The organism is Rhizobium sp. FG113 (assembly GCF_057809895.1).
The window spans coordinates 48,224-67,173 of the sequence record NZ_JBMDKV010000009.1 but is presented as its reverse complement, the minus strand read 5'-3'; the positions used below and the strand labels follow the sequence as shown (position 1 = coordinate 67,173).

The 18,950-nt window shown below is 60.2% G+C and carries 28 protein-coding genes; 3 read left to right on the top strand and 25 right to left on the bottom strand.

Features of this window, described 5'->3' with window-relative positions; translation table 11 throughout:
- Window positions 1–103 precede the first annotated feature (103 nt).
- From ACODTZ_RS20375 to ACODTZ_RS20355, 5 genes are all read right to left on the bottom strand, one after another.
- The gene (locus tag ACODTZ_RS20375; protein WP_489027620.1) at window positions 104–568 is read right to left on the bottom strand and encodes a VOC family protein; all 465 of its coding nucleotides are present in this window, start codon (window positions 566–568) and stop codon (window positions 104–106) included.
- A gap of 155 nt (window positions 569–723) precedes the next feature.
- Window positions 724–1,176, bottom strand: coding sequence for a GNAT family N-acetyltransferase (locus ACODTZ_RS20370; protein ID WP_489027618.1), 453 nt, complete (start codon window positions 1,174–1,176; stop codon window positions 724–726).
- Window positions 1,177–1,332: 156 nt separating this feature from the next.
- The gene (locus ACODTZ_RS20365; protein ID WP_489027616.1) at window positions 1,333–2,664 is read right to left on the bottom strand and encodes an NAD(P)/FAD-dependent oxidoreductase; all 1,332 of its coding nucleotides are present in this window, start codon (window positions 2,662–2,664) and stop codon (window positions 1,333–1,335) included.
- A gap of 163 nt (window positions 2,665–2,827) precedes the next feature.
- Window positions 2,828–4,054: an adenylate/guanylate cyclase domain-containing protein gene (locus ACODTZ_RS20360; protein ID WP_489027614.1), complete on the bottom strand. Its 1,227-nt coding sequence runs from the start codon at window positions 4,052–4,054 to the stop codon at window positions 2,828–2,830.
- A gap of 145 nt (window positions 4,055–4,199) precedes the next feature.
- A complete protein-coding gene (locus ACODTZ_RS20355; RefSeq protein ID WP_489027612.1) occupies window positions 4,200–4,964 on the bottom strand; it encodes a TIM barrel protein in 765 nt (254 codons plus the stop codon).
- A 232-nt stretch (window positions 4,965–5,196) separates the two neighbouring features.
- On the opposite strand from ACODTZ_RS20355, the gene ACODTZ_RS20350 reads away from it, so the two are divergent.
- Window positions 5,197–6,381: an MFS transporter gene (locus tag ACODTZ_RS20350; protein ID WP_489027611.1), complete on the top strand. Its 1,185-nt coding sequence runs from the start codon at window positions 5,197–5,199 to the stop codon at window positions 6,379–6,381.
- A 1,588-nt stretch (window positions 6,382–7,969) separates the two neighbouring features.
- On the opposite strand, the gene ACODTZ_RS20345 is transcribed toward ACODTZ_RS20350, so the two are convergent.
- The 12 genes from ACODTZ_RS20345 to ACODTZ_RS20290 form a co-directional block, all read right to left on the bottom strand.
- Window positions 7,970–8,632 (bottom strand): deoxynucleotide monophosphate kinase family protein, encoded by a 663-nt coding sequence (locus ACODTZ_RS20345; RefSeq protein ID WP_489027608.1) that lies wholly within the window; start codon window positions 8,630–8,632, stop codon window positions 7,970–7,972.
- Complete coding sequence (locus tag ACODTZ_RS20340) at window positions 8,629–8,823, bottom strand: hypothetical protein (RefSeq protein ID WP_489027606.1); 195 nt, start codon at window positions 8,821–8,823, stop codon at window positions 8,629–8,631. The genes ACODTZ_RS20345 and ACODTZ_RS20340 overlap by 4 nt, the downstream gene beginning before the upstream one ends.
- Window positions 8,820–9,116, bottom strand: coding sequence for a CAP-Gly domain protein (locus ACODTZ_RS20335; RefSeq protein WP_489027604.1), 297 nt, complete (start codon window positions 9,114–9,116; stop codon window positions 8,820–8,822). Before ACODTZ_RS20335 ends, ACODTZ_RS20340 begins: the two co-directional genes overlap by 4 nt.
- Window positions 9,117–9,282: 166 nt before the next feature.
- Window positions 9,283–9,678 carry a hypothetical protein gene (locus ACODTZ_RS20330; RefSeq protein WP_489027602.1) on the bottom strand — a complete coding sequence of 132 codons (396 nt, stop codon included), beginning with the start codon at window positions 9,676–9,678 and terminating at the stop codon, window positions 9,283–9,285.
- Entirely contained in the window at window positions 9,675–9,950 is a 276-nt protein-coding gene (locus tag ACODTZ_RS20325; RefSeq protein WP_489027601.1) for a hypothetical protein, read from the bottom strand. Before ACODTZ_RS20325 ends, ACODTZ_RS20330 begins: the two co-directional genes overlap by 4 nt.
- Window positions 9,950–10,123, bottom strand: a complete 174-nt coding sequence (locus ACODTZ_RS20320) for a hypothetical protein (RefSeq protein ID WP_489027600.1) — start codon at window positions 10,121–10,123, stop codon at window positions 9,950–9,952. Before ACODTZ_RS20320 ends, ACODTZ_RS20325 begins: the two co-directional genes overlap by 1 nt.
- Entirely contained in the window at window positions 10,123–10,839 is a 717-nt protein-coding gene (locus tag ACODTZ_RS20315) for a hypothetical protein (RefSeq protein WP_489027598.1), read from the bottom strand. Before ACODTZ_RS20315 ends, ACODTZ_RS20320 begins: the two co-directional genes overlap by 1 nt.
- A complete protein-coding gene (locus ACODTZ_RS20310; protein ID WP_489027596.1) occupies window positions 10,839–11,015 on the bottom strand; it encodes a hypothetical protein in 177 nt (58 codons plus the stop codon). The genes ACODTZ_RS20315 and ACODTZ_RS20310 overlap by 1 nt, the downstream gene beginning before the upstream one ends.
- Entirely contained in the window at window positions 11,012–11,416 is a 405-nt protein-coding gene (locus ACODTZ_RS20305) for a hypothetical protein (RefSeq protein ID WP_489027594.1), read from the bottom strand. Before ACODTZ_RS20305 ends, ACODTZ_RS20310 begins: the two co-directional genes overlap by 4 nt.
- The gene (locus tag ACODTZ_RS20300) at window positions 11,413–11,847 is read right to left on the bottom strand and encodes a MazG-like family protein (RefSeq protein ID WP_489027592.1); all 435 of its coding nucleotides are present in this window, start codon (window positions 11,845–11,847) and stop codon (window positions 11,413–11,415) included. Before ACODTZ_RS20300 ends, ACODTZ_RS20305 begins: the two co-directional genes overlap by 4 nt.
- A 744-nt stretch (window positions 11,848–12,591) precedes the next feature.
- Window positions 12,592–13,839 (bottom strand): hypothetical protein, encoded by a 1,248-nt coding sequence (locus tag ACODTZ_RS20295; protein ID WP_489027590.1) that lies wholly within the window; start codon window positions 13,837–13,839, stop codon window positions 12,592–12,594.
- Window positions 13,840–14,038: 199 nt separating this feature from the next.
- Window positions 14,039–14,710, bottom strand: coding sequence for a trypsin-like peptidase domain-containing protein (locus ACODTZ_RS20290; RefSeq protein ID WP_489027588.1), 672 nt, complete (start codon window positions 14,708–14,710; stop codon window positions 14,039–14,041).
- Window positions 14,711–14,889: 179 nt separating this feature from the next.
- Here ACODTZ_RS20290 and ACODTZ_RS20285 point away from each other — a divergent pair, with 179 nt between their 5' ends.
- Together ACODTZ_RS20285 and ACODTZ_RS20280 are read left to right on the top strand one after the other, a co-directional pair.
- Window positions 14,890–15,180 (top strand): hypothetical protein, encoded by a 291-nt coding sequence (locus tag ACODTZ_RS20285; RefSeq protein WP_489027586.1) that lies wholly within the window; start codon window positions 14,890–14,892, stop codon window positions 15,178–15,180.
- A complete protein-coding gene (locus ACODTZ_RS20280; RefSeq protein WP_489027584.1) occupies window positions 15,177–15,398 on the top strand; it encodes a hypothetical protein in 222 nt (73 codons plus the stop codon). Before ACODTZ_RS20285 ends, ACODTZ_RS20280 begins: the two co-directional genes overlap by 4 nt.
- Before the next feature lie 70 nt (window positions 15,399–15,468).
- Here ACODTZ_RS20280 and ACODTZ_RS20275 read toward each other — a convergent pair whose 3' ends face one another.
- The 8 genes from ACODTZ_RS20275 to ACODTZ_RS20240 form a co-directional block, all read right to left on the bottom strand.
- Window positions 15,469–15,780 carry a hypothetical protein gene (locus ACODTZ_RS20275; RefSeq protein WP_489027582.1) on the bottom strand — a complete coding sequence of 104 codons (312 nt, stop codon included), beginning with the start codon at window positions 15,778–15,780 and terminating at the stop codon, window positions 15,469–15,471.
- A complete protein-coding gene (locus tag ACODTZ_RS20270; protein ID WP_489027580.1) occupies window positions 15,773–16,711 on the bottom strand; it encodes a hypothetical protein in 939 nt (312 codons plus the stop codon). Before ACODTZ_RS20270 ends, ACODTZ_RS20275 begins: the two co-directional genes overlap by 8 nt.
- A 97-nt stretch (window positions 16,712–16,808) precedes the next feature.
- A complete protein-coding gene (locus ACODTZ_RS20265) occupies window positions 16,809–17,072 on the bottom strand; it encodes a hypothetical protein (RefSeq protein ID WP_489027578.1) in 264 nt (87 codons plus the stop codon).
- A gap of 21 nt (window positions 17,073–17,093) precedes the next feature.
- Window positions 17,094–17,435, bottom strand: coding sequence for a hypothetical protein (locus ACODTZ_RS20260; RefSeq protein WP_489027576.1), 342 nt, complete (start codon window positions 17,433–17,435; stop codon window positions 17,094–17,096).
- Window positions 17,432–17,638 (bottom strand): anaerobic dehydrogenase, encoded by a 207-nt coding sequence (locus tag ACODTZ_RS20255; protein ID WP_489027574.1) that lies wholly within the window; start codon window positions 17,636–17,638, stop codon window positions 17,432–17,434. Before ACODTZ_RS20255 ends, ACODTZ_RS20260 begins: the two co-directional genes overlap by 4 nt.
- Window positions 17,639–17,687: 49 nt before the next feature.
- On the bottom strand, window positions 17,688–18,059 hold the full coding sequence (locus ACODTZ_RS20250; RefSeq protein WP_489027572.1) for a hypothetical protein: 372 nt from the start codon (window positions 18,057–18,059) through the stop codon (window positions 17,688–17,690).
- Window positions 18,056–18,688 carry a lysozyme gene (locus tag ACODTZ_RS20245; RefSeq protein WP_489027570.1) on the bottom strand — a complete coding sequence of 211 codons (633 nt, stop codon included), beginning with the start codon at window positions 18,686–18,688 and terminating at the stop codon, window positions 18,056–18,058. Before ACODTZ_RS20245 ends, ACODTZ_RS20250 begins: the two co-directional genes overlap by 4 nt.
- Window positions 18,675–18,875 (bottom strand): hypothetical protein, encoded by a 201-nt coding sequence (locus ACODTZ_RS20240; RefSeq protein WP_489027568.1) that lies wholly within the window; start codon window positions 18,873–18,875, stop codon window positions 18,675–18,677. Before ACODTZ_RS20240 ends, ACODTZ_RS20245 begins: the two co-directional genes overlap by 14 nt.
- Between the last annotated feature and the right edge of the window lie 75 nt (window positions 18,876–18,950).

The following is an 18,950-nucleotide window of genomic DNA, read 5'->3' as shown; positions in this document are numbered from 1 at the left end:
ATCAATACGATATAGTCCGAGAGTGTTTCTTGGCCTTCCGTGCGTAGCTCATCTCTCTAAGAGTTAATCAGTCGTGCGGGTGTTGGAACGCAAGGCTGTACCGCTATCTCGCAAGCCACTTGGAATATGGTCCGACGCCAAACGTTTGATCGGCTACCTCGTCAAGGACTGCGATAAATTCGATGGAATGACCATCCGGGTCTGCAAAATATTGCGATAGCGCTGGCATCCAGCCAATCACTTCAGCCTCGGAGGCAGGATCACCACGAAAGCCCAGCGGTTGTACGCCCCTGGAAACCAGAAACGCGGCTGAAGCCAGAACCTCCTCTACCTCCATCCGAAAAGCGAGGTGGAGGCGCATTCGCATGGGTCCGGAACCCGTCTCCCACAAACCAATCATCCCCTTCATCTTGTCTCCGACCCAGAAAAACGCGATGCGTCGATCGTTAAACTTCCGTGCTAGCTCCAGCCCTATGATGTCACGATAGAAGGTGATGGACCGATCCAGATCGGCAACGGTTAGATGGGTTTCGTAAATGCCATCTATTCTGGGAATGTTGTGCTTCATGAGTTGTCTCCGTAAACTCCCGGTTAGGAAGATGACAAGTCTCGCGGATAACCGCAATTTGGCGCCGGGCAGGTGTCGACCACTACGGCGATGCGGGTATCACACATGCTTCCTAGTCGCCGGAATGTGATAGACAACGGAAGTGTATTTCGGATTCACCCGGCTACCTTCCCGCCGTATGCTTCCGCGATGCTCCTGCTCGCGATATTTTTCTCCGCCACTGGATATTCGAAATATCGGACGGTGCGGCGACCAGATATGTATTCCAGAACGGCACCAATCAGCTCGGTGCCAAGCCGTTGGCCATGAACGTCGTACCGCAGCCAAATCCCCAGTTCAGGGGTATCCGTTTCCAAGGCGTGTACGCCGACGATGCCCAAACATCTCCCATCAACACGATCGCGGGCCACAAAATACAGCTCCGAAAAACCTTCCATTGAAGATATCCAGGAGGTCCAGACTTCAGCAAAGTGCTGGGCGGATGCTGGAGGTTCCCATCCCATATATCGAGTGATCTCGGGAGATATGCATGCGAAAACGTCCGCCGCGTCACTGGCCTCGAATGGCTGCAGAATTGTGCGAGCCGTAGTCAGCTTGATATCGGCCACCGCTTCTTGCCCCGTAGATCAGCGAGGCTCGATCTTAGGCGGTTTTGGCTTGTTTGCAATCACCACTTGCAAAGAAAGACGTACTAACGCACGCGTGGTTCTCACTATCGGATAGAAGCTCGCGCATGTGGTCTGGATGTAAACCAGCTCCCCCACTCAAACACCGCTAATCAACTCGATCTTCGACCCATCGCTGAACCGCGGCAGCCTGAACGCCTTGGGATCGACGATCGGCGCCCTGCCCGTCACGATGTCGGCCATCAGCCGCCCGGCGGCGGGCGCTATGCCGAAGCCGTGGCCGGAAAAGCCGGTTGCGATGTGGAAGCCCGGAATGGTCTCGACCTTGGAGATGACAGGCACCGCGTCGGGCGTCACGTCGATATAGCCCGCCCAGCGCTGCGCGATCTCGGCCTTCTCGAACACGGGAAACGCGGCCTTCAGTTCCGCCAGCGCCTTGTCCTGCTTGCGCCTGGATGGGATGGGATCGAGTACCCTGTTATATTCGAAGGGGCTCGCCTCATCGAGCGACCACTGGCGCGGGGTGCGGGCTTCGTCGAGGAAGCGCAGGCCGAGCCGGAAGGAGAGCGCCTTCCACTCGGAGCGCAGCGCCGGCAGAAAATCCATGGCGTGGCGAAACGACGCCGGCACGATGTCGACGATATTATCGTAGCCCGACGCCACCGTATATCCGCCGTCCTGGCGCTTGCGGATGGCGAAATCGTTGGCCCAGATCGTCTGCTCCGGCCCGCCCTCGAGCGGCTTGGTCCTCAGAACGCTGTTCATCACCTTCAACTGCGGAAGATCGATCCCGAAGCGGCCCGAAAACATGCTGGACCACGCCCCACCGGCCAGCACCACGGCCTGGCAGGCAATCGGCCCGCGTTCCGTCACCACGCCGCAGACTGCGCCCGCAGCCAGCTCGATCCCGCGCACAGCGCATGCGGTGAGGATGGTGGCGCCCTTGTCGCGAGCGGCCTCGGCAATCGCGGGTGCTGCCTTCTGCGGTTCGGCGCGGCCGTCGGCGGGTGTATAGAGCGCGCCGGCCATGGGTAGCTTCGAGCCGGGAAAGAGATCGCCGAACTCGCGGGCGCTCAGCATCCTGGTGTCGATCTGATAATCCTGGAGATTGGCGCGCCAGCGGTCGTGATCCGACAGTTCCTTCTCATTGGCGCAGGTAAAGATGATGCCGGCGCGCTTGAAGCCGGTATCGCGCCCCGTGCGGGCGTCGAGGTTATCCCATATGCGCAGCGCCTCGGCCATCAGCGGCACCTCGCGCGGATCGCGCATCGAGATACGCACCCAGCCCCAGTTGCGGCTGGATTGTTCCTGCCCGATACCGCCCTTCTCGCACAACACGACCTTCAGCCCACGCTCGGCAAGCTCCAGCGCCGTCGAGCACCCGACGATCCCGCCGCCGATCACCACGACATCGCAGGCATCGGGAAGCGTTTCATCGCCGTGAACGGGAACGACATAGGGACCGGGCATAGAGGATCTCGCGGATGGTGGTTGTTTCACGAGATGGTCTAGCGCCCGCAATAAGCGCTAGAAACAGCAAATCCGCCACAAGCGCGAATTTGCCGCGGATAAGAACAACTTGCGACGATCGAGGGGCCGAGCAACGCGCGCCGCGACCACCAAAAGCGATCGGCTATTTCAATGGAAACGCAAACACGTCGACCGGTTCGCCAAGCCCGCGAAGCGGAAACGCGCCGAGGCTATCCATCTGGTCTTCCTGGCCCGCCATCTCCACGAATGCCCGGGACAGAAGCACCGGCCGCTTGATCTCCTTCGTCAGGCTTTCCAGCCGCGAAGCGACATTCACCGCCGGACCGATCACGGTAAAATCGAGCCGCCGGCGCGATCCGATATTCCCGTACATCACCTCTCCGACGTGCACGCCGATCCCATAGCGAAGAACCTCGCGGCCCTTGCGCTTGTTCTCGGCGTTCAGTTCGACCATCGACGCCTCGGCGGTCTTGATCGCCTGCAACAGGTTCTCGCAGGCGTCAGGGTTGCTGAGCGGAAAGATCGCCAGCATGCCGTCGCCCATGAATTTCAAAATTTCGCCGCCATGCTTCTCGATCGGCTCCGACATCGCGTCGAAATAGCCGTTCAAGAGCTCGATCACGTCGTCGCGCGGCCAGTGGTCCGAGATCGTCGTGAAATCGCGAAGATCGCAGATCAGGATCGCGGCTTCGACCGTGGCGCCGCTGCCGCGCGTCGTCGCTCCGGCCAGGATCTGTTCGCTGGCATGTGGGCCGACATAGGTCTGCAACAGCGTGCGCGCCATGATGTTCTTCAGCCGGATCTCCGTCACCAGCGTCAGCGCCGGCAGCAGGTCCTTCAGATAATCGACATGCTCTTCCAGGAAGCCACCGGGACGATCGCTGGCGAAGGTCACGATGTGCCGCTTGCCGAGCGTATGCTCCATCGGCCAGGCGATATACTCGGTCACGCCCTCGCGCTTGAGATCGTCATAGAATTCGGCATGCCCGTCGCCGGGGCGCAGCGCCTCGATATCCTTGCGCACCTCGCTGGCACCGCTGAAGATCTCGTTGACCGGGCTTCGCAGAAACTGCGGCGTGTTTTCGATACCGTAGTCGAAGGTGGTGATCTTCGCCTCGGCCATCCCGGTCTGCCAGAGAATGCGCGCACCCAGCCATTGCGGATGATGCGTCCTGAAGTGCATCGTGGCGCGGCTGACGGGAATGCCCTCGTCGCGCAGCCGGTCACAGAGCTGGACCAGAAGATTGTCGATATAGCGCTCGTTGCGTGTCTCGTTGACCAGCCAGTCGAGGCTGGCCGTCCGCTGCCTCGGCCACTGGCCAACGCTCAGCTCTGAAGGCTGTGGAGCCGGGTTTGATTGGAATTGCATCGCCCTACACTCCGCGAGATCCCGCGGCCTTCTCAACATCAAAACAAAAAATCATTCCTACGCCAGCTAAATGGGGTGGCCGGTCGTGGAATGGAATGCCCTATCGGCAACAGCTGACGGAAAAAGTTTCGGCCAATCCTATCGATCAGCCAAGCAGCCGCCGTGTCTGCTCGATCGTTTGCGCGCTGGGTTGTGTCGGCCGGTACTCCAGCCCCAGGGCGCCGCGATAGCCCTGAGCCACGAGCCAATCGGCGCGCGCCTTCAGGTCGATCGAACCGCTGCCAGGCTCGTTGCGGCCGGGATGATCGGCGATATGAACATGGAAGACCTTGTCGATATCGCCGCTGATCACCGTGGCGGTATCCTCGCCCATGACGGCGGAGTGGTAGATATCGTAGATGATCCCGATCTCCGCCCTGCCCGTCTCCTTGACGATATCGAGCCCTTCCCGCGTGGAGCCGAGAAAATAGCCGACATGGTCGATCAGCGTGTTCAAAGGCTCGACGCCGAGGCGAACGCCGCTGTCTGCCAGCACTTCGCCGGCGCGGCTCAGCGTTTCGGTGAGCGCCGCCCGCTGCTCTTCGCGCGTCTTGCCGGCGAGATCGTCGCCCGCCTGTGCGATCAACGTCCTGGCGCCAAGCCGCCGCGCGACCTCGATCGTCCGCTTCAGCCCCTCCAGAAACGCCGCCTGGTTGGTGCGGTCCGTGAGTGGGATCATCGGCTCGGCCACGAAGCTTGCAAGCTCGATGCCGGTCTCGTTCAAGGCCCATTCGATGCTGCCGACATCCTTGTTGGTCCAACGCCAGAACTCGACGGCTTCGACGCCATGGCGATGCGCCAGCCCGATACGATCGGCAAAGGTCTCGGCTTCATCGGCAAAAAGCCATTCGATACAGGCAGAAAGCTTCATGACATCTCACTTCGTTTCAGAAAGGCAGACGGCGCGATCCGGGCCATTTGCCCGGACTTTAAGCGCGCCAAACCGTCCGCGCCAGCATTAGACTCGCTGCCTCAACATTACAAACTACAGCGATAGTTTTCATGCAAAATACACGCATCATGTTTATTTTTGATTGTGTCGGCGAAATCCCAAACTAGGATATTGCCAGCGCCGATCTGCGCATACCCACCTGGAGACACCAATGCAGCTCGCGCCGCAGCACCGAATCTATGTCTGTTTCTTCCTCTTCGCCGTGTCGATGGGCGCCCTGCTTGCCCGCATGCCGGACCTGCAGCTGGCGCTCGGCGTCGATCGTTCGGAACTGGGCCTGACGCTGATCGGAGCGGCCGTGGGTGCGCTGACGGCGCTCACATTCGCCTCCCCCATCATTGAGCGCCTGGGCGCCCGCACGACAGCCTTCATCACCGTGCTCGGCACATCGGCGCTGATCGCGACGGTGCCGTGGATGGCAAGCGCGCCTTTGGTGTTCTGCATCCTCATTCTTGAGGGCCTGCTGGCCGGCTCGCTGGAAATCAACCTCAATGTCGAGATCGACCGCATCGAGGCGCAGCTCGGTCGCGGCGTGATGAACCGTGCGCACGGCTTCTGGAGCCTCGGCTTCTTCCTGACGGCGCTCGCCGCATCGGGGATCCGCCAGGCAGGCGTGCCGATGCATATCCATCTCGGCATCACCTTCGCCTTCGTGCTCATTGTCGGCACCTGGGTCATCTCGGGCATGCGCAATGCGCCCGCGCGCGTCACGCATCACGAGGAAGCGAAAGCGCCGCTGATCGCGCTGCCGACAATGGGCCTGCTGCCGCTCTGCGGCATCGGCATCGCCGCCTTCCTGATCGAGGGCGCCGGAATCGACTGGTCGGCGATCTACATGCGCGACGTCTTCAATTCCGAACCCTTCATCGGCGGACTGGGCCTCACCTCGTTCACCTTCTTCATGGCCGCCACCCGCCTGCTGGTCGACCCGCAGGTCGATCGCTTTGGCGCACGCGCCGTGGCGACCGTTCTGCTGGTGCTGGCAGCGGCCGGCGTCATCGCCGTCTGGGCGGCACCGCACCCCTTCGTGGCATTGCTCGGCTTTGGCCTCATGGGCGCCGGCTGCAGCGCCGTCTACCCCCTCAGTGTCTCGGCAGCAGCACAGCGCACCGATCGTCCATCCCACGTCAACGTCGCGGCCGTGGCGCAGATGTCCTTCGTGGTGTTCTTCCTGGCGCCGCCGCTGCTCGGCTTCATAGCCGACCATGCCGGCATGCGTATCGCCTACCTCATCTGCCTGCCGCTGATCATCTACGCGCTGCTGTCGATCAAGTCGCTGCCCAGCCGCAGACGCGCCGACCAGCCGACCGATGCGAGCGCCGGAAGCGCAGCCTAAATAACGACGGCAAACTCGGAAAATGAATTTTCGCGACCGCCGACGGCGCTCGCGAGGGCACAGTGAATCGCTGAGCCGGCAAATCATGCACTGCGAAAAAATCCTGATTCGAATCGGTCCGGAACGTGCTTTTCAGCATCGCCAGAGATCGCGCGACCGTTGTGATTCGCGCGGTTGAACGAAGATCAAAAAACGTCGGATAAAGTGCAGGCCCCGCCTTCCCGGCGGCACTCGCCGAAGCGAGTGTTGCATCTGCAATACTTTGATTTCTTTGAAAGAATGGTGGGTGATGTAGGGCTCGAACCTACGACCCGCTGATTAAGAGTCAGCTGCTTATCTCATGTTTTCAAGTATTTCTGTACTAACTGCCTCTAAGAACGTCCACCAAATTTCAAGTACTTACAGTTGGAATGCAAACCAATCCCTGTCAGCGGCTTTCGCAATCTCTGCGCTAAATCGTTGCTTAGCATGGGCGCCCGCGCGCGTCACCATTTCCAGCATTTCACCGAGTCGTCACATAATAGCAACTGCAGTCTATCCTCATTTTTAAGCATATTGCTCGATGCGATAAATCGCCTATAACTGGTATCGGGCTTGATAACCCTGACCGATTATAGGCGCGCACCAGAGTGCGTGCTGAACCTGTGCGCAGCTTAGCGGCAGCGCTCGCCTTGGCCAATTCACGTTGGCCGGGAGCGTTGCGCTATGTCCAAGCGATCCCTGCCTGCAGGGCAGCCAAAGGCGCCTCGGGCCGTCTAATCGGCGGTTTATCAACTCCCGGCTACGGCGCCGATCGCCGCGCAACGGGGTTAAGTGTAATGTCAGCGGCAGTGCATTATTGGGAAGTTGAGCGCGTCAGTGAAACGAGAAGACGGCGCGTGTATCAGGCGGGTTGGCGATTCCGCATCGGCCAAGCCGTGAGGTTTGGCGGCATGCCGGCCATCGTTCTATCGAGGCAGTGCAGCGCCATGGGACATGAGACCTATCACGTGTGGGTCACGCGAGGCAGCTGCGGCCGGCCGTATCGATGGGTCCGAGGAGCGGCTATAGATGGAAAATAATTTCATTTGGTGTCACTCAGACCAGTGGGGTTCCGGCGGAAGAAATTTCTAATTTTAACCACGTGGATAGGTTGACAGAGGGTAGCGAAGCGGTATATCCCGACGTATCTAGAATTCCCACCCAAAATTTACCTTGCGTTAACGCTGCGACTCGGGCATTAAAAAAGCACGCCTGAAGCGAATCGGGCGTGCTTTTCGGGTGCGGCTTTTAGCCTTGCCGCGAGGCTATTACATATTGCTGTGAGAGGCTCTATAATAGCTCCGAAAGGCTGATTCTGCAAGGCTATCAAAGGTAGTATTGCCGATGGCAAAAACTAGCGGACTAAAACCAGGAATGATCGCCCCTAAGTCAGGCCAGTATGAAATAACTGGCCCTCGTGGGGGTTCGGGTCCAGAGAGAACGGTTGTGCGCGGCGAACCTCTGCCGCCCACACCGAAGTCTGGATCAACGTACAAGCTCGTTGATCCCACTAAAACGCGATAGCGTTTTGTAACGGAAGGGGCAGCTTTCGGGCCGCCCCTTTTTGTCACCCATACCGCCGCAACGCCTCCTCGACCTTCCCGAATAGCGCGTCCGGAGAGTTGTCGTTCGCGATCTCGATATCCTGGTCCCCACACCCGCGCTCGGAGACGTGCCCGCCGGCAATGCCGCCTCGACCCACGATCTTGAAGATGTCGCCACCCAGCTTGCGGATCGCCTGCGCCTCGTTCGGGAAACGGCAATCGTCGACTACTACGCGGCCCTCAGCAGCGAGCACTGCATCGACTTCGCGACGCCACAGACGGATCCAGAAGTCATCGACGATGCAGTTGCGGCCCCATTCAGTGCCAAGGGTCTGCATCGCGTGCCGCGGCGTCCTGCCGCCGAGCAGATCATTCGGCGTCTCCTTCAGCTCGCCCTCGATCTCGGCGTGGCTGAAGCCCATCGCCGCCATGGCAGCCTTCAGCGGCCCGGCGAACCGAACGCGCGTGTATCCCAGGTTCTCGACGAGGTAGCTTGCCGCGGTGGACTTGCCGCTGCCAGCCGCGCCGGTGAAGGCGACGACGGGCGGCAGGTTGTCGTTGGCTGCCACCTTCTTTCCGATGGCGGCGCCGAGCGCAGCGATCTGGCTGACGTCTCGGGTGTTGGGCACGGCGGTGAGATCTTGGCCGCACACAGTCCATGGCGTCCAGTTGTCGGTCGGTGTCATGCGGTCTCCTTTGCAAGAAGCTTAGAGATTGCGGCAAAGGCAGCGTCGACGTCCTCCAGAACCTTCAACCGCTCAAAGTCGAATGCAGGTCCATTGTTTAGCTTCCGTAGGCTACCCGCTAAGGTATCTGCCCAATCAGCCGCGTTGCGAATGTCCGCGCTTTGCCGCGCCAGTTTATCCAGGTCGATCATACCAACTCCTCCACTCTTTTCCTCTTGCCAACGCCGCCCTCAACCAGCGGCCTGAACCGATCGGCGCGGAACGGCATGTCGTCATAGCCGAAGCCGTCGGCGTCATCGTCTTGCCCTCGATCGATCTCCAGCAACTTGATCCCGTAGAAATCGCCGTCGATGTAATGCCGGTAGTTGCCGGCCCATCTCACTGTGTATTCCTGGCCCTCGCGGATGCCTTGATCTATGCTAACCCGGACGAAGCGGTCATTGACGCAAACGACGCGCTCTCCGATGCGGTATTGGTAGGTCATGCTTCCTCTTTTCTCTTGTTTGGGCACGGATCCTCCCGCACGAGGTCAAAGGCGCCAGTGCCGCACTTCCTGCACACGCCGCCCCTATTCCAGTCATGCAGTGGCGATGGCGTGGCTGGGCGCAGCATGTCGACTAGCGCCTGCCTTCGCAGGATCTCACTGATAGTCATGCCACACCTCGATAGCTTGCGACCGCCTGCTCGATGGTCGGATGTCTCTTTGACATGCAGCCCTCCCGGCCCTCGCGTGGCCACATCTCGATCGCTAGGTAGCGGAATGCGCGGGGAGATATTTCAACCCGGATGCATTCTTCATGCGCGCCGATCACCAAGCGGGTTAGCCTGTTGAAATCCCACGTAGATAGTCCGTGCGTTGACGTGACGAACTCCGTGTGGCGCTCGCTCCCCCACTTCACCCGATCCCAGTTCACCTGGATATTCCAAGGCCCGAGACCGAAGCCCCGGCAGAGCAAGCCGATAGCCCGGCGGTTGAAATCGGTGAGCCGATCCTGCGGGATCCCGCCCCACCGGCTGCAATGGTCTTCGCTGGTGTGGTCTATCATGCAGCCTCCGCCAACGCTGCGCGGCCAGCGTCAGTGATATCCCACCGGTAGCCGTAGTATCCATTCGTGCCTGCCGACTGCCGCAGGAAGCCATCTGCGGCCAGAGCCTTCAAGCGACGCAACACAAGTGCACTTGTCGGAGCGTGACCCGTTGCTCCACTGCGAACTGCCGCACTGTGCTGTCGCTGCACTTGGTCGATGATGTAGATGGAGTCCGGGCTGACCGCCTTTTTAACGGCCATCAGGACCTGATCTTTCGTCAGTTTACCCATCACGCCGCCTCGACAGCCAATGCGGCCTCTATCAAGGCGCCGCGGACAGCATCACGCCGCAATTTTCGCTGGTCCTCGGATGTCAGTTTGAAATAGTCAGCAGGAGCTTCGAAACCGTCCAGGTATCGTTCGGCGGCGTTGACCATGGCCTCCGTAATTTTCACCTTCCCCATCACGCCGCCTCCCTCGCCCGCCCACTCATGAGAGCGTCGAACGTCGCCAGAAACTCCTCCTTGGCCTGCTCTGGGGACCAATAGCGCAGCCGCACGCCGAGCTCCTTGCCGGCATACCGAGCGTGCCAATCCATCGGCACAAGATTGGCCAGCTCGTCAGCGATGATGCGCTCGTCCGCGTCGTGTACCGCGGCGGGCATCTCTTTTGCTAACGAGAAGCGTTCGCAAACAACTGCCATGACCTTTGCCTCGGCAGCCTTGTAGCCGGTGAGGTATGGCTTCACCGGTCGCGGGACGTCGACGAGGTATGCCTCGCTGGCATCATGTAGAAGCGCAAACAGCGCCACGTCAGCGCCCTCCCACCGCAGATGGCGGGCCATCAGCACCGAATGCTCAGCTACGCTGTAGAAACGCAGGCAGTGGCCGGCGTAGCGGCATTGCATGCTGAGTGCGTGGGCGATGTCCTCGATGAACACCTCGTCGGCGCGCGCATCCATCGGCCAGAACTTGCGGCCGGTCGCTGTTTGCATGAAGTCGCCAGCGCGCTCTGGCGGGATCACGCCTCGCGCGATGAGCGCTTTCCGCATCTGCTCACCGCGCCGCAACCCGATGTAGCTGCCGCCCTGGTGGTTGTCATTCGCCGGGACATACTTGTCGAGCGGGCCGAAGGTGGTCGTGACCACCTCGCCATGTTCCATCAACTGGTGGAGCTCCATTACGCGGCCTCCTTCTGCTGCCAGAAGCGGCAGTGCTTAGCGCCGAGACCGGCATCCTTTTCGGGGTATCCATCGCGGATCAGCGTGTCTTCGAGCGTCTCGCCGGCAACTGGCTCATAGGCCTTCGGGAAGCCGTGCCGCCATCCGCCTGGCGGGTCGTACAGGGTTTTGGTCATGCTGCCTCCCGCTGATCGGTGATGATGTTCGACGAAATCCGCTTCATGGTCTCGACAAGAGGATTGACGAAATCGACCTCGATACCGTTCTGCCGGCCGAGTTCGATCACGTCAGACAGTGCGCCCATGAATTCCTTCATGCGGGTTTCTTCTGGCGATGGCAGCTTGGCGATGAAGGCGTCCATCTTGCGCAGGATCTCGGCGGGTGTCTTGCCCTTCACCCACTCGTACTTGCTCCCGTATGCCGTTTTCTTGTCGTCCCATCTGAGGTGAGCCGACAGCTCGGCATTAGCGCTGATGGAGAAGGCCGCATCGGGATTTCGCAATCCCTTCGGCGACATAGCGGCAGGCATGGCGTTGACGCGCTTTTGCACGTCCTCGATTGTCAGTGTCTTGCTCATGCCGCCACCAAACGGGTGCGCAGCCCGACCTTCTCACTCGTAGCATTGAACTTCGACCGCACCGCTACGTCGAGATCGATACCCTCGGCAGCCGCGATGAGATCAATGCAGATGATCGCGTCGGCCAGTTCTTCTGCAAGGTGCTCGACGGTGTCGCGCGATCCGGCGATACCAAGGCGCTCTCGATCGAGCTTCTTGATCACGTTGCACGCCTCGCCAACCTCGCCGGCCAACTCATTTCCGCGGTAGGAAAGAGAGATCTGGTTTCCGGCATCCCATTCCTTCTGGCGAGCAATGTTCGCGGCGCGAAGTGTGGTGAAGGTGTCAGCCGGCGTAGGGTTGTCGTTACTGGGGAGCATCTCCAAAACCCACTGCAAGATGTCGCGGCGGATGCGGTGATAGCTGGCCGCTTGGACCGCATCCATGAACATAGGCGCATCCATAGGATCCGCCCGCCCTGCCTCTGCGAACTTCGCCTCGAATAGCTGTCGAAGTCTTTCCATTTCAGTCTCCTCTTGGTGGTGGATGTCGCCGGCTGGTGACCGGCGACGGTGGTGGTTAAGCGGCGGCGTCTTGCGAAGTAGCGTCGTTGTCGTTAGCTGGATCCAACCATGCCCAGCTGCGTCTGCAGTGTATGTCCCTGATAGTCTGCGCTGAGACAGCGAACCGGCGAGCTAACGTCTCACTGTCAACCAATCCCTGCATGGATCTGATCGACAGCACTTCATTTTCCGTTAAAACAGCCATCCCGTGCCTAGAACCTCGGTTGCTTGTGCCGTGTTCTATCTTGTCTCCTTCGTTGGCTGATCGGTGCGCCCAGCGAAGATGCCTCGGATTGCAACAACCTAGATGTCCGTTCCCGCAACTATGTGCAGCATGTATGTCTGGCTCATCTGGGGGTGGTCCATGTACTTCTTCGCAAGCACGCCGATGTACGAGTTGGCTGCCTTCATCTAAGTGGATTTTTCCGTAACCGTAGGAGTCCCTACCAAAGGGCCAGACAAGGCACTCGTCGCTGACGAAGGGCACAACAACATCGAAGAAGTATCGCCTGACGGTGCCGTCCTTTGGGGTTCCTCCCGCTAGCGGGTCTCCATGGCGCTTCCATCGCGTCCAGTGCTTTGTGCACCATCCTCTGGCCACCACACTATTTTCGCATCCATGTACGGAGCAAGTCACGCAACAGCCCTCATCGGCTCGTTGTCGTTGGCGGCATCCATCATGGCCACGCGCACTCGGGATATCTCGCCGTAGGACGAATGGTAGGTGATCGACTGCATCGATCGACCGGACAGGAATCCAGCCCCGTAATGCCACGCGTCCTGCGGAGTTGGTGTCTGGTGGCTCTCCGAAATCACGCCGTTGCCTTCGGTGGCGAACTTGCTCGAGTGGTGGATATGGAAGCCGTGAATGAAACGGTGAACGGTCGCGCCCCAGTCCTCAGCCCGACGGTGAGCCATGATGCTGGCCATGTCCTTTAGCTTGACCGTGTGGCCATGGGTGGCGCCGATCAACACGCTGCCAAAGCGGAACCAGAAGAACAGCGATGGATCCACGTCGACGGTCACGCGCGGCTCATTGCGATACCAGGCGAGCAAGAAGTATGCGACCGCTACGGAGGCGTGCTCATCGTGATTGCCCGGCAGGATGCGGACAGTGACATGTCCATGTCTTCGCAGGTTGGCGTCGATTGCGCGAACGACGAGACGGCAGGCCGTCATAAGCACCTTCTGGTAACGCCCATCGACCTGAAGGACATTGCCAGAGCGCGCCGTCTTGTTCTCGTTGTTGTCCGAGTGCAGAAGGTCGCCGCCACCCAATACGATCGCGTGAGCGCTAGGCGGCGTGCGGCTGACTAGCGATTCGATGGCATCGCCGATAACCCGCTCGGAAATCTTGAGATCCCAGTTCGTGCCGGTCTCTTTGCCCCATGAGAAGAGCCCGATGTGGAAATCAGCAAGGGGCGTCAGTGTCAGAAGATCGTCATAGACGTCCTGAGATGGCACCACTGGTTCGGCTGGCTCGATGTCGACGAACGCTTCCTTCAGGATCGCAGCGACATCCTGCGGAGCGTACTCGTTGCGCGTCTTCACCCACTGCTGGATCGTCCGTCCATCCGCGTCGACGAGCGCGGACACCCCCTTGATCGTGTGGCCTACCGGCAGTTCGAATTCCGCTCCCCGCTCCGGCTTCTGCTGGATGAAGTCGCCTTTCGGAGTGCTGGTGACCTGACTGATCCGGAAGCCAGGCAGCACTGGCTTCGTGCCAAGCATTCCGCGCTCCGCAGCCACCCGCAGGCGAGATTGAAAAGTCGTGCGAGACAGGTGCAGCAGGGTGGCGGCAGCACTCTGGTTGTTGTCGAGCGCGATGTATGCGTCGGCAGCCTCCTTGGCGAGCTCGTCGCTAAGCGGTCTTGTTGGCATTGTGCCCCCATATTTTCAGGAAAAGACTGGCCGCATTCGCGCGGCCGTGGTGGTCAGCGGAAAGCCTCTCGGACGGCGGCAAAAGTCGCCGCGATCAATGCCATCACTATAGCTCCGCCGCGAAAATCAGTCGGGCCGGCACCCATGCAGATGGCCAGTATCGCGCTGACGACGAAGACAAATGTCGCAACCTCCCGCATCACGTCCTCGCCATCAGATCACAGACCGTCTTCGATGGGACGATCGTGCCGTAACCGGTAAGAGCGAAGACCGGGCCCATCGGTGTCGGGATCGGCGCACTAACGACACCCACGGTAATCCCCACCAGTGCCCCCCCCTCATCAAAGACCGGGCCTCCGCTGGCGCCCATGACGGTGGTCAAATCGGTGACCAGCACCGACTTCCACGGCCCGAGTTTTCGGACGTCGCCCGAGATGCGGCCGTAGGATGAGACGAATTCAAGAGATAGGGGATTGCCGATCGCGCGGATGTCTTCGCCGACGTGGGCGTAGCGGCAGGAAAGCGTGGCGGCGCCGATGCCCTTCGGATCGGTGCGCAAGAGCGCGACGTCGTACTCTTTATTGATCCAGAGCACATCAGCTGGCCGTAGCTTACCGCCGGCAATCTTGATCTGGAGATTCTTCGCGTTGTCGGCGACATGCCCGGCGGTGAGGATATAGCCATCGCCGATGTGGACGCCGGAGCCGTGGCCTCGATCGGTATCGACATAGACGACGGATGCGTCGGTGACGAGCGTCGCCTGGATCGCGGCTGGTGCGGGATCGGATGGCGTAGCAATCGCGACGCCGCCGAAGATCAGGACTGCAAATGCGACGACCGCAATCCCGGCATATCTGTAAAAGTGTCTCATAGGGTCTCCTCTGCTGTGGTGGTGAGGAATTGTGGAGCTGATGCGTTGGTGGCGCAGTGTTTCAGCTTCGGTTACCCTATGCTATAGTAACAAATTTGTCAAGATGGAGAGAGCGGGAGCTAGACTCATCGCCGCCAACGATGTTAGAACGAAAATAGAACAAACTTACGGAGCAAAAGATGCTCGATCGCCCAAAGCCACAGCAGCGCGACCCATTTGACGAGTGGTGGGATACCATAAAGCAGGAAGGCATGGATCTCCGCGTCGCTAAGCTGGCATTTCGCGCCGGCTATACGGCTGGCTGCAAGAAGCACCTGCGCCGCTTTGTCTTTCAGGCGGCCACCTTCCGCGTGACCGTCTGGGCCACCGGCGTCGGAGAGGCCCGCAAGCTGGCAAAGAAGAAAGCCGAATACCGCGCGACCGCCAAGGGCTGGAAGTCCCTCCCCGCCGAATTGGAGCTAGTCGAATGAGCGATCTCGATAGGCCAATGCAGAACATGTCCGGCCCGCAGGTCCATCTGTGCTCGGTTGGCGGCTGCAACAAGTGGGGCGGTCACGGCTTCTCGACCGGCCGATACGTTGAGACGCGATGGTGGTGCTATGAGCACTACCCGCACAAGGGCCATGCGCAGCGCGAGGCGGCGGCGATAGCTGTGAGCCTAAACGGAAAAAGCCGCCTCCCCGGTTAAGGAGAGGCGGCTTGTCTAGTGAAATCTACTTGCGGCTAGCCACCACCACATGATGATGGGGAGGTGCGGCCTAGGCAAACACACAGGCTGGATTGCTGGGCTCAATGATTGCCGCGCCGAATTCGGGCATCAGGTCTAATGGCCCCCGCCACCTGCCGTTTATATGGTAGCCCGGCAGTGCACCCCCCACAGCGTCGTAGATCGCACCGGTGCCGAACACTACGTCCAAAGCATAATAGTAGGCGTTTCCGTCTCTGGCGGTCCAATAACCATCCGAGGGGAGATCGGTTGCTTCATCGCCCGAAAACCTCAATGCTTTCGCCACAGCCAGCGCTTCCGCCGCATCGTTAAATCGCAGATAGACTGTGATGTAGTCAGACATAGACGGCTGCCTTTTGCGCTAGAGATGCGTCAGACAAACGGAAGGGCCAAATGACAAACTGATTGTACCAGCCGTTGGACGGTCCAACGACCATCGGCGCGGCCGTGGGCCATGCGGACGTATTGCCAACCACTACTGAGCCGTTGCTGGATGCTCTTCGTGCTGCCGGGCCGCCAGTCATTGCCACTCCTAAGGGCGAAGTAACGGCGGTAGTCCCCACTTCTGGGTTCGGCTCCATCCAAGGACGATCTGCCGCTGTCGATTGAGTTCTCAACAACGTAAGGCCGTTGGACGTTATGATATTCGAATTCGAAACCCCTGTCAGTCTGCCGATCTGTAACAGATAGCCGCCGGAAGCTGTCAGGGCTGCTTCTACTGCAGGCGAGAGACGTGCACTATCTTGGGCGCGTGTGGCAGCAGACCCTGCTGTTTGGATGTACGAGGACGGCATAGGCGCCGCTTCAAGCTGCACTTGCATCACCGAGCCGGAGACTGTTGCCGTCAAGCTACCGGCTGTCGGCGTGAACGTGTATGTCGTGCGACCGCCCGATGATGGCACGCTGGCCACCGCAGCACCAGAAAGCGTTATGCTGCCAGTACCGTAAAAGGACAGCGCGTAAGGCTGCGCCGTAACGGTGAAGCTCTGCGTCACGCCAGTGGCCGAATTCAGCCATATGTTTGTCGCCGCCGTTTCGAGCAAAAACTGCGAAACGCCGTTGGTAAAGTCAAACCTTGGCTCGTCGATTGCCGCATTCTTGATCAGGCCATCGGACCCGACGTACGTTGCCGCGCTGGCGCGCGTGAAGGTGAAGATATCGGAAAAGACAGCCGGTGCCAGAACGCCGCCCGATGTTTTGGCGTAGCGGCCTCCACGCAGGTCCGCGATAAAAGAAGGCACTTTAGCAACGCCATCGGCATTGTCTGTAGCCATATAGGCAGCGGAGCTGTACCAAGACGCCCCACCGCCCTGTACCCGGGCGGTGAGTGCGTGCGTCATCAGCGGTGTGAAGAGCGGGCTGAGTAGTAGCCTAAGCACTGAACACCCCGCATGTGCCGCCAGCCTCACGAGTGAAGCGGTAGGTACCAGGCGCCGTAATGCAGATTGCCGGTCGGAACGACGTCAGGTCGCCAACGGTGGTGTATCCGTTCGCGTCGTCTTTCAGGGTGATGCGGACGCGGGGTAGCGCGTCGACCATTCCTTTGATGCCCACAGTCACCGAAGATCCCGATGCCACAACCAAGTCGGCGGAATCGGCAGCCGTCGAGCCAACGGCCAGAAGCTGAGTTGCCATGTTTTGTTCTCCAATTTGGTCTTACGAGCGAGCGGCGGGGCGCCGTGACTGACTTTCGAAGGCGCGATCGAGCCGGTCGCTCATGGAGTCGATGCGGTTGCCCACGCTCTCGATGGCGCGCATAATTTGCCCGGTCTGTTCCTGAAGCCCCTGCTTGGTGACGTAATGTTCCGCGACATAAAGCTTTTGTGCTGCAAGCTCTTCGCGCGCCAGCGATGCAAGCGCCGTGGCCGTGGCCGCCTGCGCAGCGGCCTCAGTACGGGCCGCGGTGAGTTTGCCGTCGATCTTCCACCAGATGCCCCAGCCAGCGCCAGCGACGGTCAGAAAGAAGACAACGATCTTCATCAGATCCTCTGGTGTCATTTCGTCACCTTCCGCGGTGCTACCTGAACGCCCGGCAGTTCCGAAAGCAGCTGGTCGCGGTCGGCGTAGTAGTCGCGCAGCGCTAAATGGCGCCGAGCGCACGACAGCAGCCGCTCGCGATCGGTGATCCACAGCTGCTCGAGCTGCGCCTGCGAGAGCGGCTTGTCACCGAGATCCACCGGCCCCTTGCACTTCGCCGTCAATGCTGCGTCCGGCTTCGTCAGCACCGGCAGAGGCGGGACAACGGCGATCTTATCTGACCTTGTTGATACGCTGCACGCTGGGAGCGCCAAGCACAACGCGGCCAGCATCAGGATCTTCGCTAGCTTCACGCTGTAGCTCCTTGATTTTGTCTTCGAGGGAATCGTTCTCGGCCTGGATTTGGGCGATGCGCTCCGCCTCGCGAGCCTTAGCTGCGTTGTTGGCGGCAACCTGACGGTTGGCCTCCTTGTCGCGCGCCTCAGTGGCCGCTGCCTTGAGCTCGATGATCTCCGCATTCTTGACGGCGGTCGCGGCCTCGTAGCCCGCATTGTAGATGGAGCTGTAGCCCCACCACACGAGAAGACCGATCGCGATGGCGCCGATGAGGTAGCCACCGACTTTGCTGGTGAGCAGTGCGATCATGCGCCACCTCCCGTGGCCGCGCCTTTGCCGTCGGCAGACAGGCCGGAGACGCAAAGCTCGGCCTCGCCGATGCGCTGGGCGTCTCCCATTTCGCGGCGCTTGACGAGCCCCTGCACTACTTGGCCGCCTGCGCGGTTCCATGCGGTCTGCGCTTCGCACGCTTCCCGGTAGCGGCCCTGCGTCGCCAGCCTAGCAGCTGTGGAGCCAGTCATGCCACCAACACCGAAGTTGTAAGCGCCGGAGATCTGCACGGCCTGCACGCTCGTCGGGAAGGACTTGAAGCCCTTGATCGACTGCGTCAGCGGCAGGTAGTAGTCGTTGTACACGCGCTTTTCGAGGATCTCGTCGCACTGCGCCTTGGTGAACGACATGCCGGCCGTAACCGGCTTGCCGTTGATGCGGGTCTCGCCGTAGCAGATATCCCAGATCTTCGCGTACGGATCCCAGTGCGACTTGAGCACCAGGCCTTCCCATGGCTTGATCAGGCTGTCGGTCGCGAGAACCACCGCCGCCACTGGCGCGGTGGGTTCGGTGAAAAACGCCCCGCCGCCCGCAAGCATGGCGGCCAGCACAGCAGCGGCGATAGCCTGCTTTCCGCGGGCGCTCGCCTTGATTTTATTGATCGGCACTTAAGCCTCCTTGGAAAACGAGGCGGAGGATTGCCACCGCGAAGTTTGCTGCGGCCATCGACCAGTAGAAGGTGCCATCCATGGAGAAGCCTCCCGCCACGCCCATGGCGACGGCGATGAGGATGTTTCCCCAGAATGACAACGACTTCCGGATGACCGTGCGCCAGTTGGCGACGATTTTCGGCATCGTTGGATGTCCTGATGGTTGGGTGTGGGAAGCGCGATCTCAGTGGAAAGCGATGGGCCGGCTCGGCGGAAGGTT

Coding starts and splice junctions, on each gene's coding strand:
- ACODTZ_RS20375 (WP_489027620.1), bottom strand. CDS start 568: ATGAAGCACAACATTCCCAGAATAGATGGCATTTACGAAACCCATCTA.
- ACODTZ_RS20365 (WP_489027616.1), bottom strand. CDS start 2,664: ATGCCCGGTCCCTATGTCGTTCCCGTTCACGGCGATGAAACGCTTCCC.
- ACODTZ_RS20360 (WP_489027614.1), bottom strand. CDS start 4,054: ATGCAATTCCAATCAAACCCGGCTCCACAGCCTTCAGAGCTGAGCGTT.
- ACODTZ_RS20355 (WP_489027612.1), bottom strand. CDS start 4,964: ATGAAGCTTTCTGCCTGTATCGAATGGCTTTTTGCCGATGAAGCCGAG.
- ACODTZ_RS20350 (WP_489027611.1), top strand. CDS start 5,197: ATGCAGCTCGCGCCGCAGCACCGAATCTATGTCTGTTTCTTCCTCTTC.
- ACODTZ_RS20345 (WP_489027608.1), bottom strand. CDS start 8,632: ATGACACCGACCGACAACTGGACGCCATGGACTGTGTGCGGCCAAGAT.
- ACODTZ_RS20340 (WP_489027606.1), bottom strand. CDS start 8,823: ATGATCGACCTGGATAAACTGGCGCGGCAAAGCGCGGACATTCGCAAC.
- ACODTZ_RS20335 (WP_489027604.1), bottom strand. CDS start 9,116: ATGACCTACCAATACCGCATCGGAGAGCGCGTCGTTTGCGTCAATGAC.
- ACODTZ_RS20330 (WP_489027602.1), bottom strand. CDS start 9,678: ATGATAGACCACACCAGCGAAGACCATTGCAGCCGGTGGGGCGGGATC.
- ACODTZ_RS20325 (WP_489027601.1), bottom strand. CDS start 9,950: ATGGGTAAACTGACGAAAGATCAGGTCCTGATGGCCGTTAAAAAGGCG.
- ACODTZ_RS20320 (WP_489027600.1), bottom strand. CDS start 10,123: ATGGGGAAGGTGAAAATTACGGAGGCCATGGTCAACGCCGCCGAACGA.
- ACODTZ_RS20315 (WP_489027598.1), bottom strand. CDS start 10,839: ATGGAGCTCCACCAGTTGATGGAACATGGCGAGGTGGTCACGACCACC.
- ACODTZ_RS20310 (WP_489027596.1), bottom strand. CDS start 11,015: ATGACCAAAACCCTGTACGACCCGCCAGGCGGATGGCGGCACGGCTTC.
- ACODTZ_RS20305 (WP_489027594.1), bottom strand. CDS start 11,416: ATGAGCAAGACACTGACAATCGAGGACGTGCAAAAGCGCGTCAACGCC.
- ACODTZ_RS20300 (WP_489027592.1), bottom strand. CDS start 11,847: ATGTTCATGGATGCGGTCCAAGCGGCCAGCTATCACCGCATCCGCCGC.
- ACODTZ_RS20295 (WP_489027590.1), bottom strand. CDS start 13,839: ATGCCAACAAGACCGCTTAGCGACGAGCTCGCCAAGGAGGCTGCCGAC.
- ACODTZ_RS20290 (WP_489027588.1), bottom strand. CDS start 14,710: ATGAGACACTTTTACAGATATGCCGGGATTGCGGTCGTCGCATTTGCA.
- ACODTZ_RS20285 (WP_489027586.1), top strand. CDS start 14,890: ATGCTCGATCGCCCAAAGCCACAGCAGCGCGACCCATTTGACGAGTGG.
- ACODTZ_RS20280 (WP_489027584.1), top strand. CDS start 15,177: ATGAGCGATCTCGATAGGCCAATGCAGAACATGTCCGGCCCGCAGGTC.
- ACODTZ_RS20275 (WP_489027582.1), bottom strand. CDS start 15,780: ATGTCTGACTACATCACAGTCTATCTGCGATTTAACGATGCGGCGGAA.
- ACODTZ_RS20270 (WP_489027580.1), bottom strand. CDS start 16,711: ATGGCTACAGACAATGCCGATGGCGTTGCTAAAGTGCCTTCTTTTATC.
- ACODTZ_RS20265 (WP_489027578.1), bottom strand. CDS start 17,072: ATGGCAACTCAGCTTCTGGCCGTTGGCTCGACGGCTGCCGATTCCGCC.
- ACODTZ_RS20260 (WP_489027576.1), bottom strand. CDS start 17,435: ATGACACCAGAGGATCTGATGAAGATCGTTGTCTTCTTTCTGACCGTC.
- ACODTZ_RS20250 (WP_489027572.1), bottom strand. CDS start 18,059: ATGATCGCACTGCTCACCAGCAAAGTCGGTGGCTACCTCATCGGCGCC.
- ACODTZ_RS20240 (WP_489027568.1), bottom strand. CDS start 18,875: ATGCCGAAAATCGTCGCCAACTGGCGCACGGTCATCCGGAAGTCGTTG.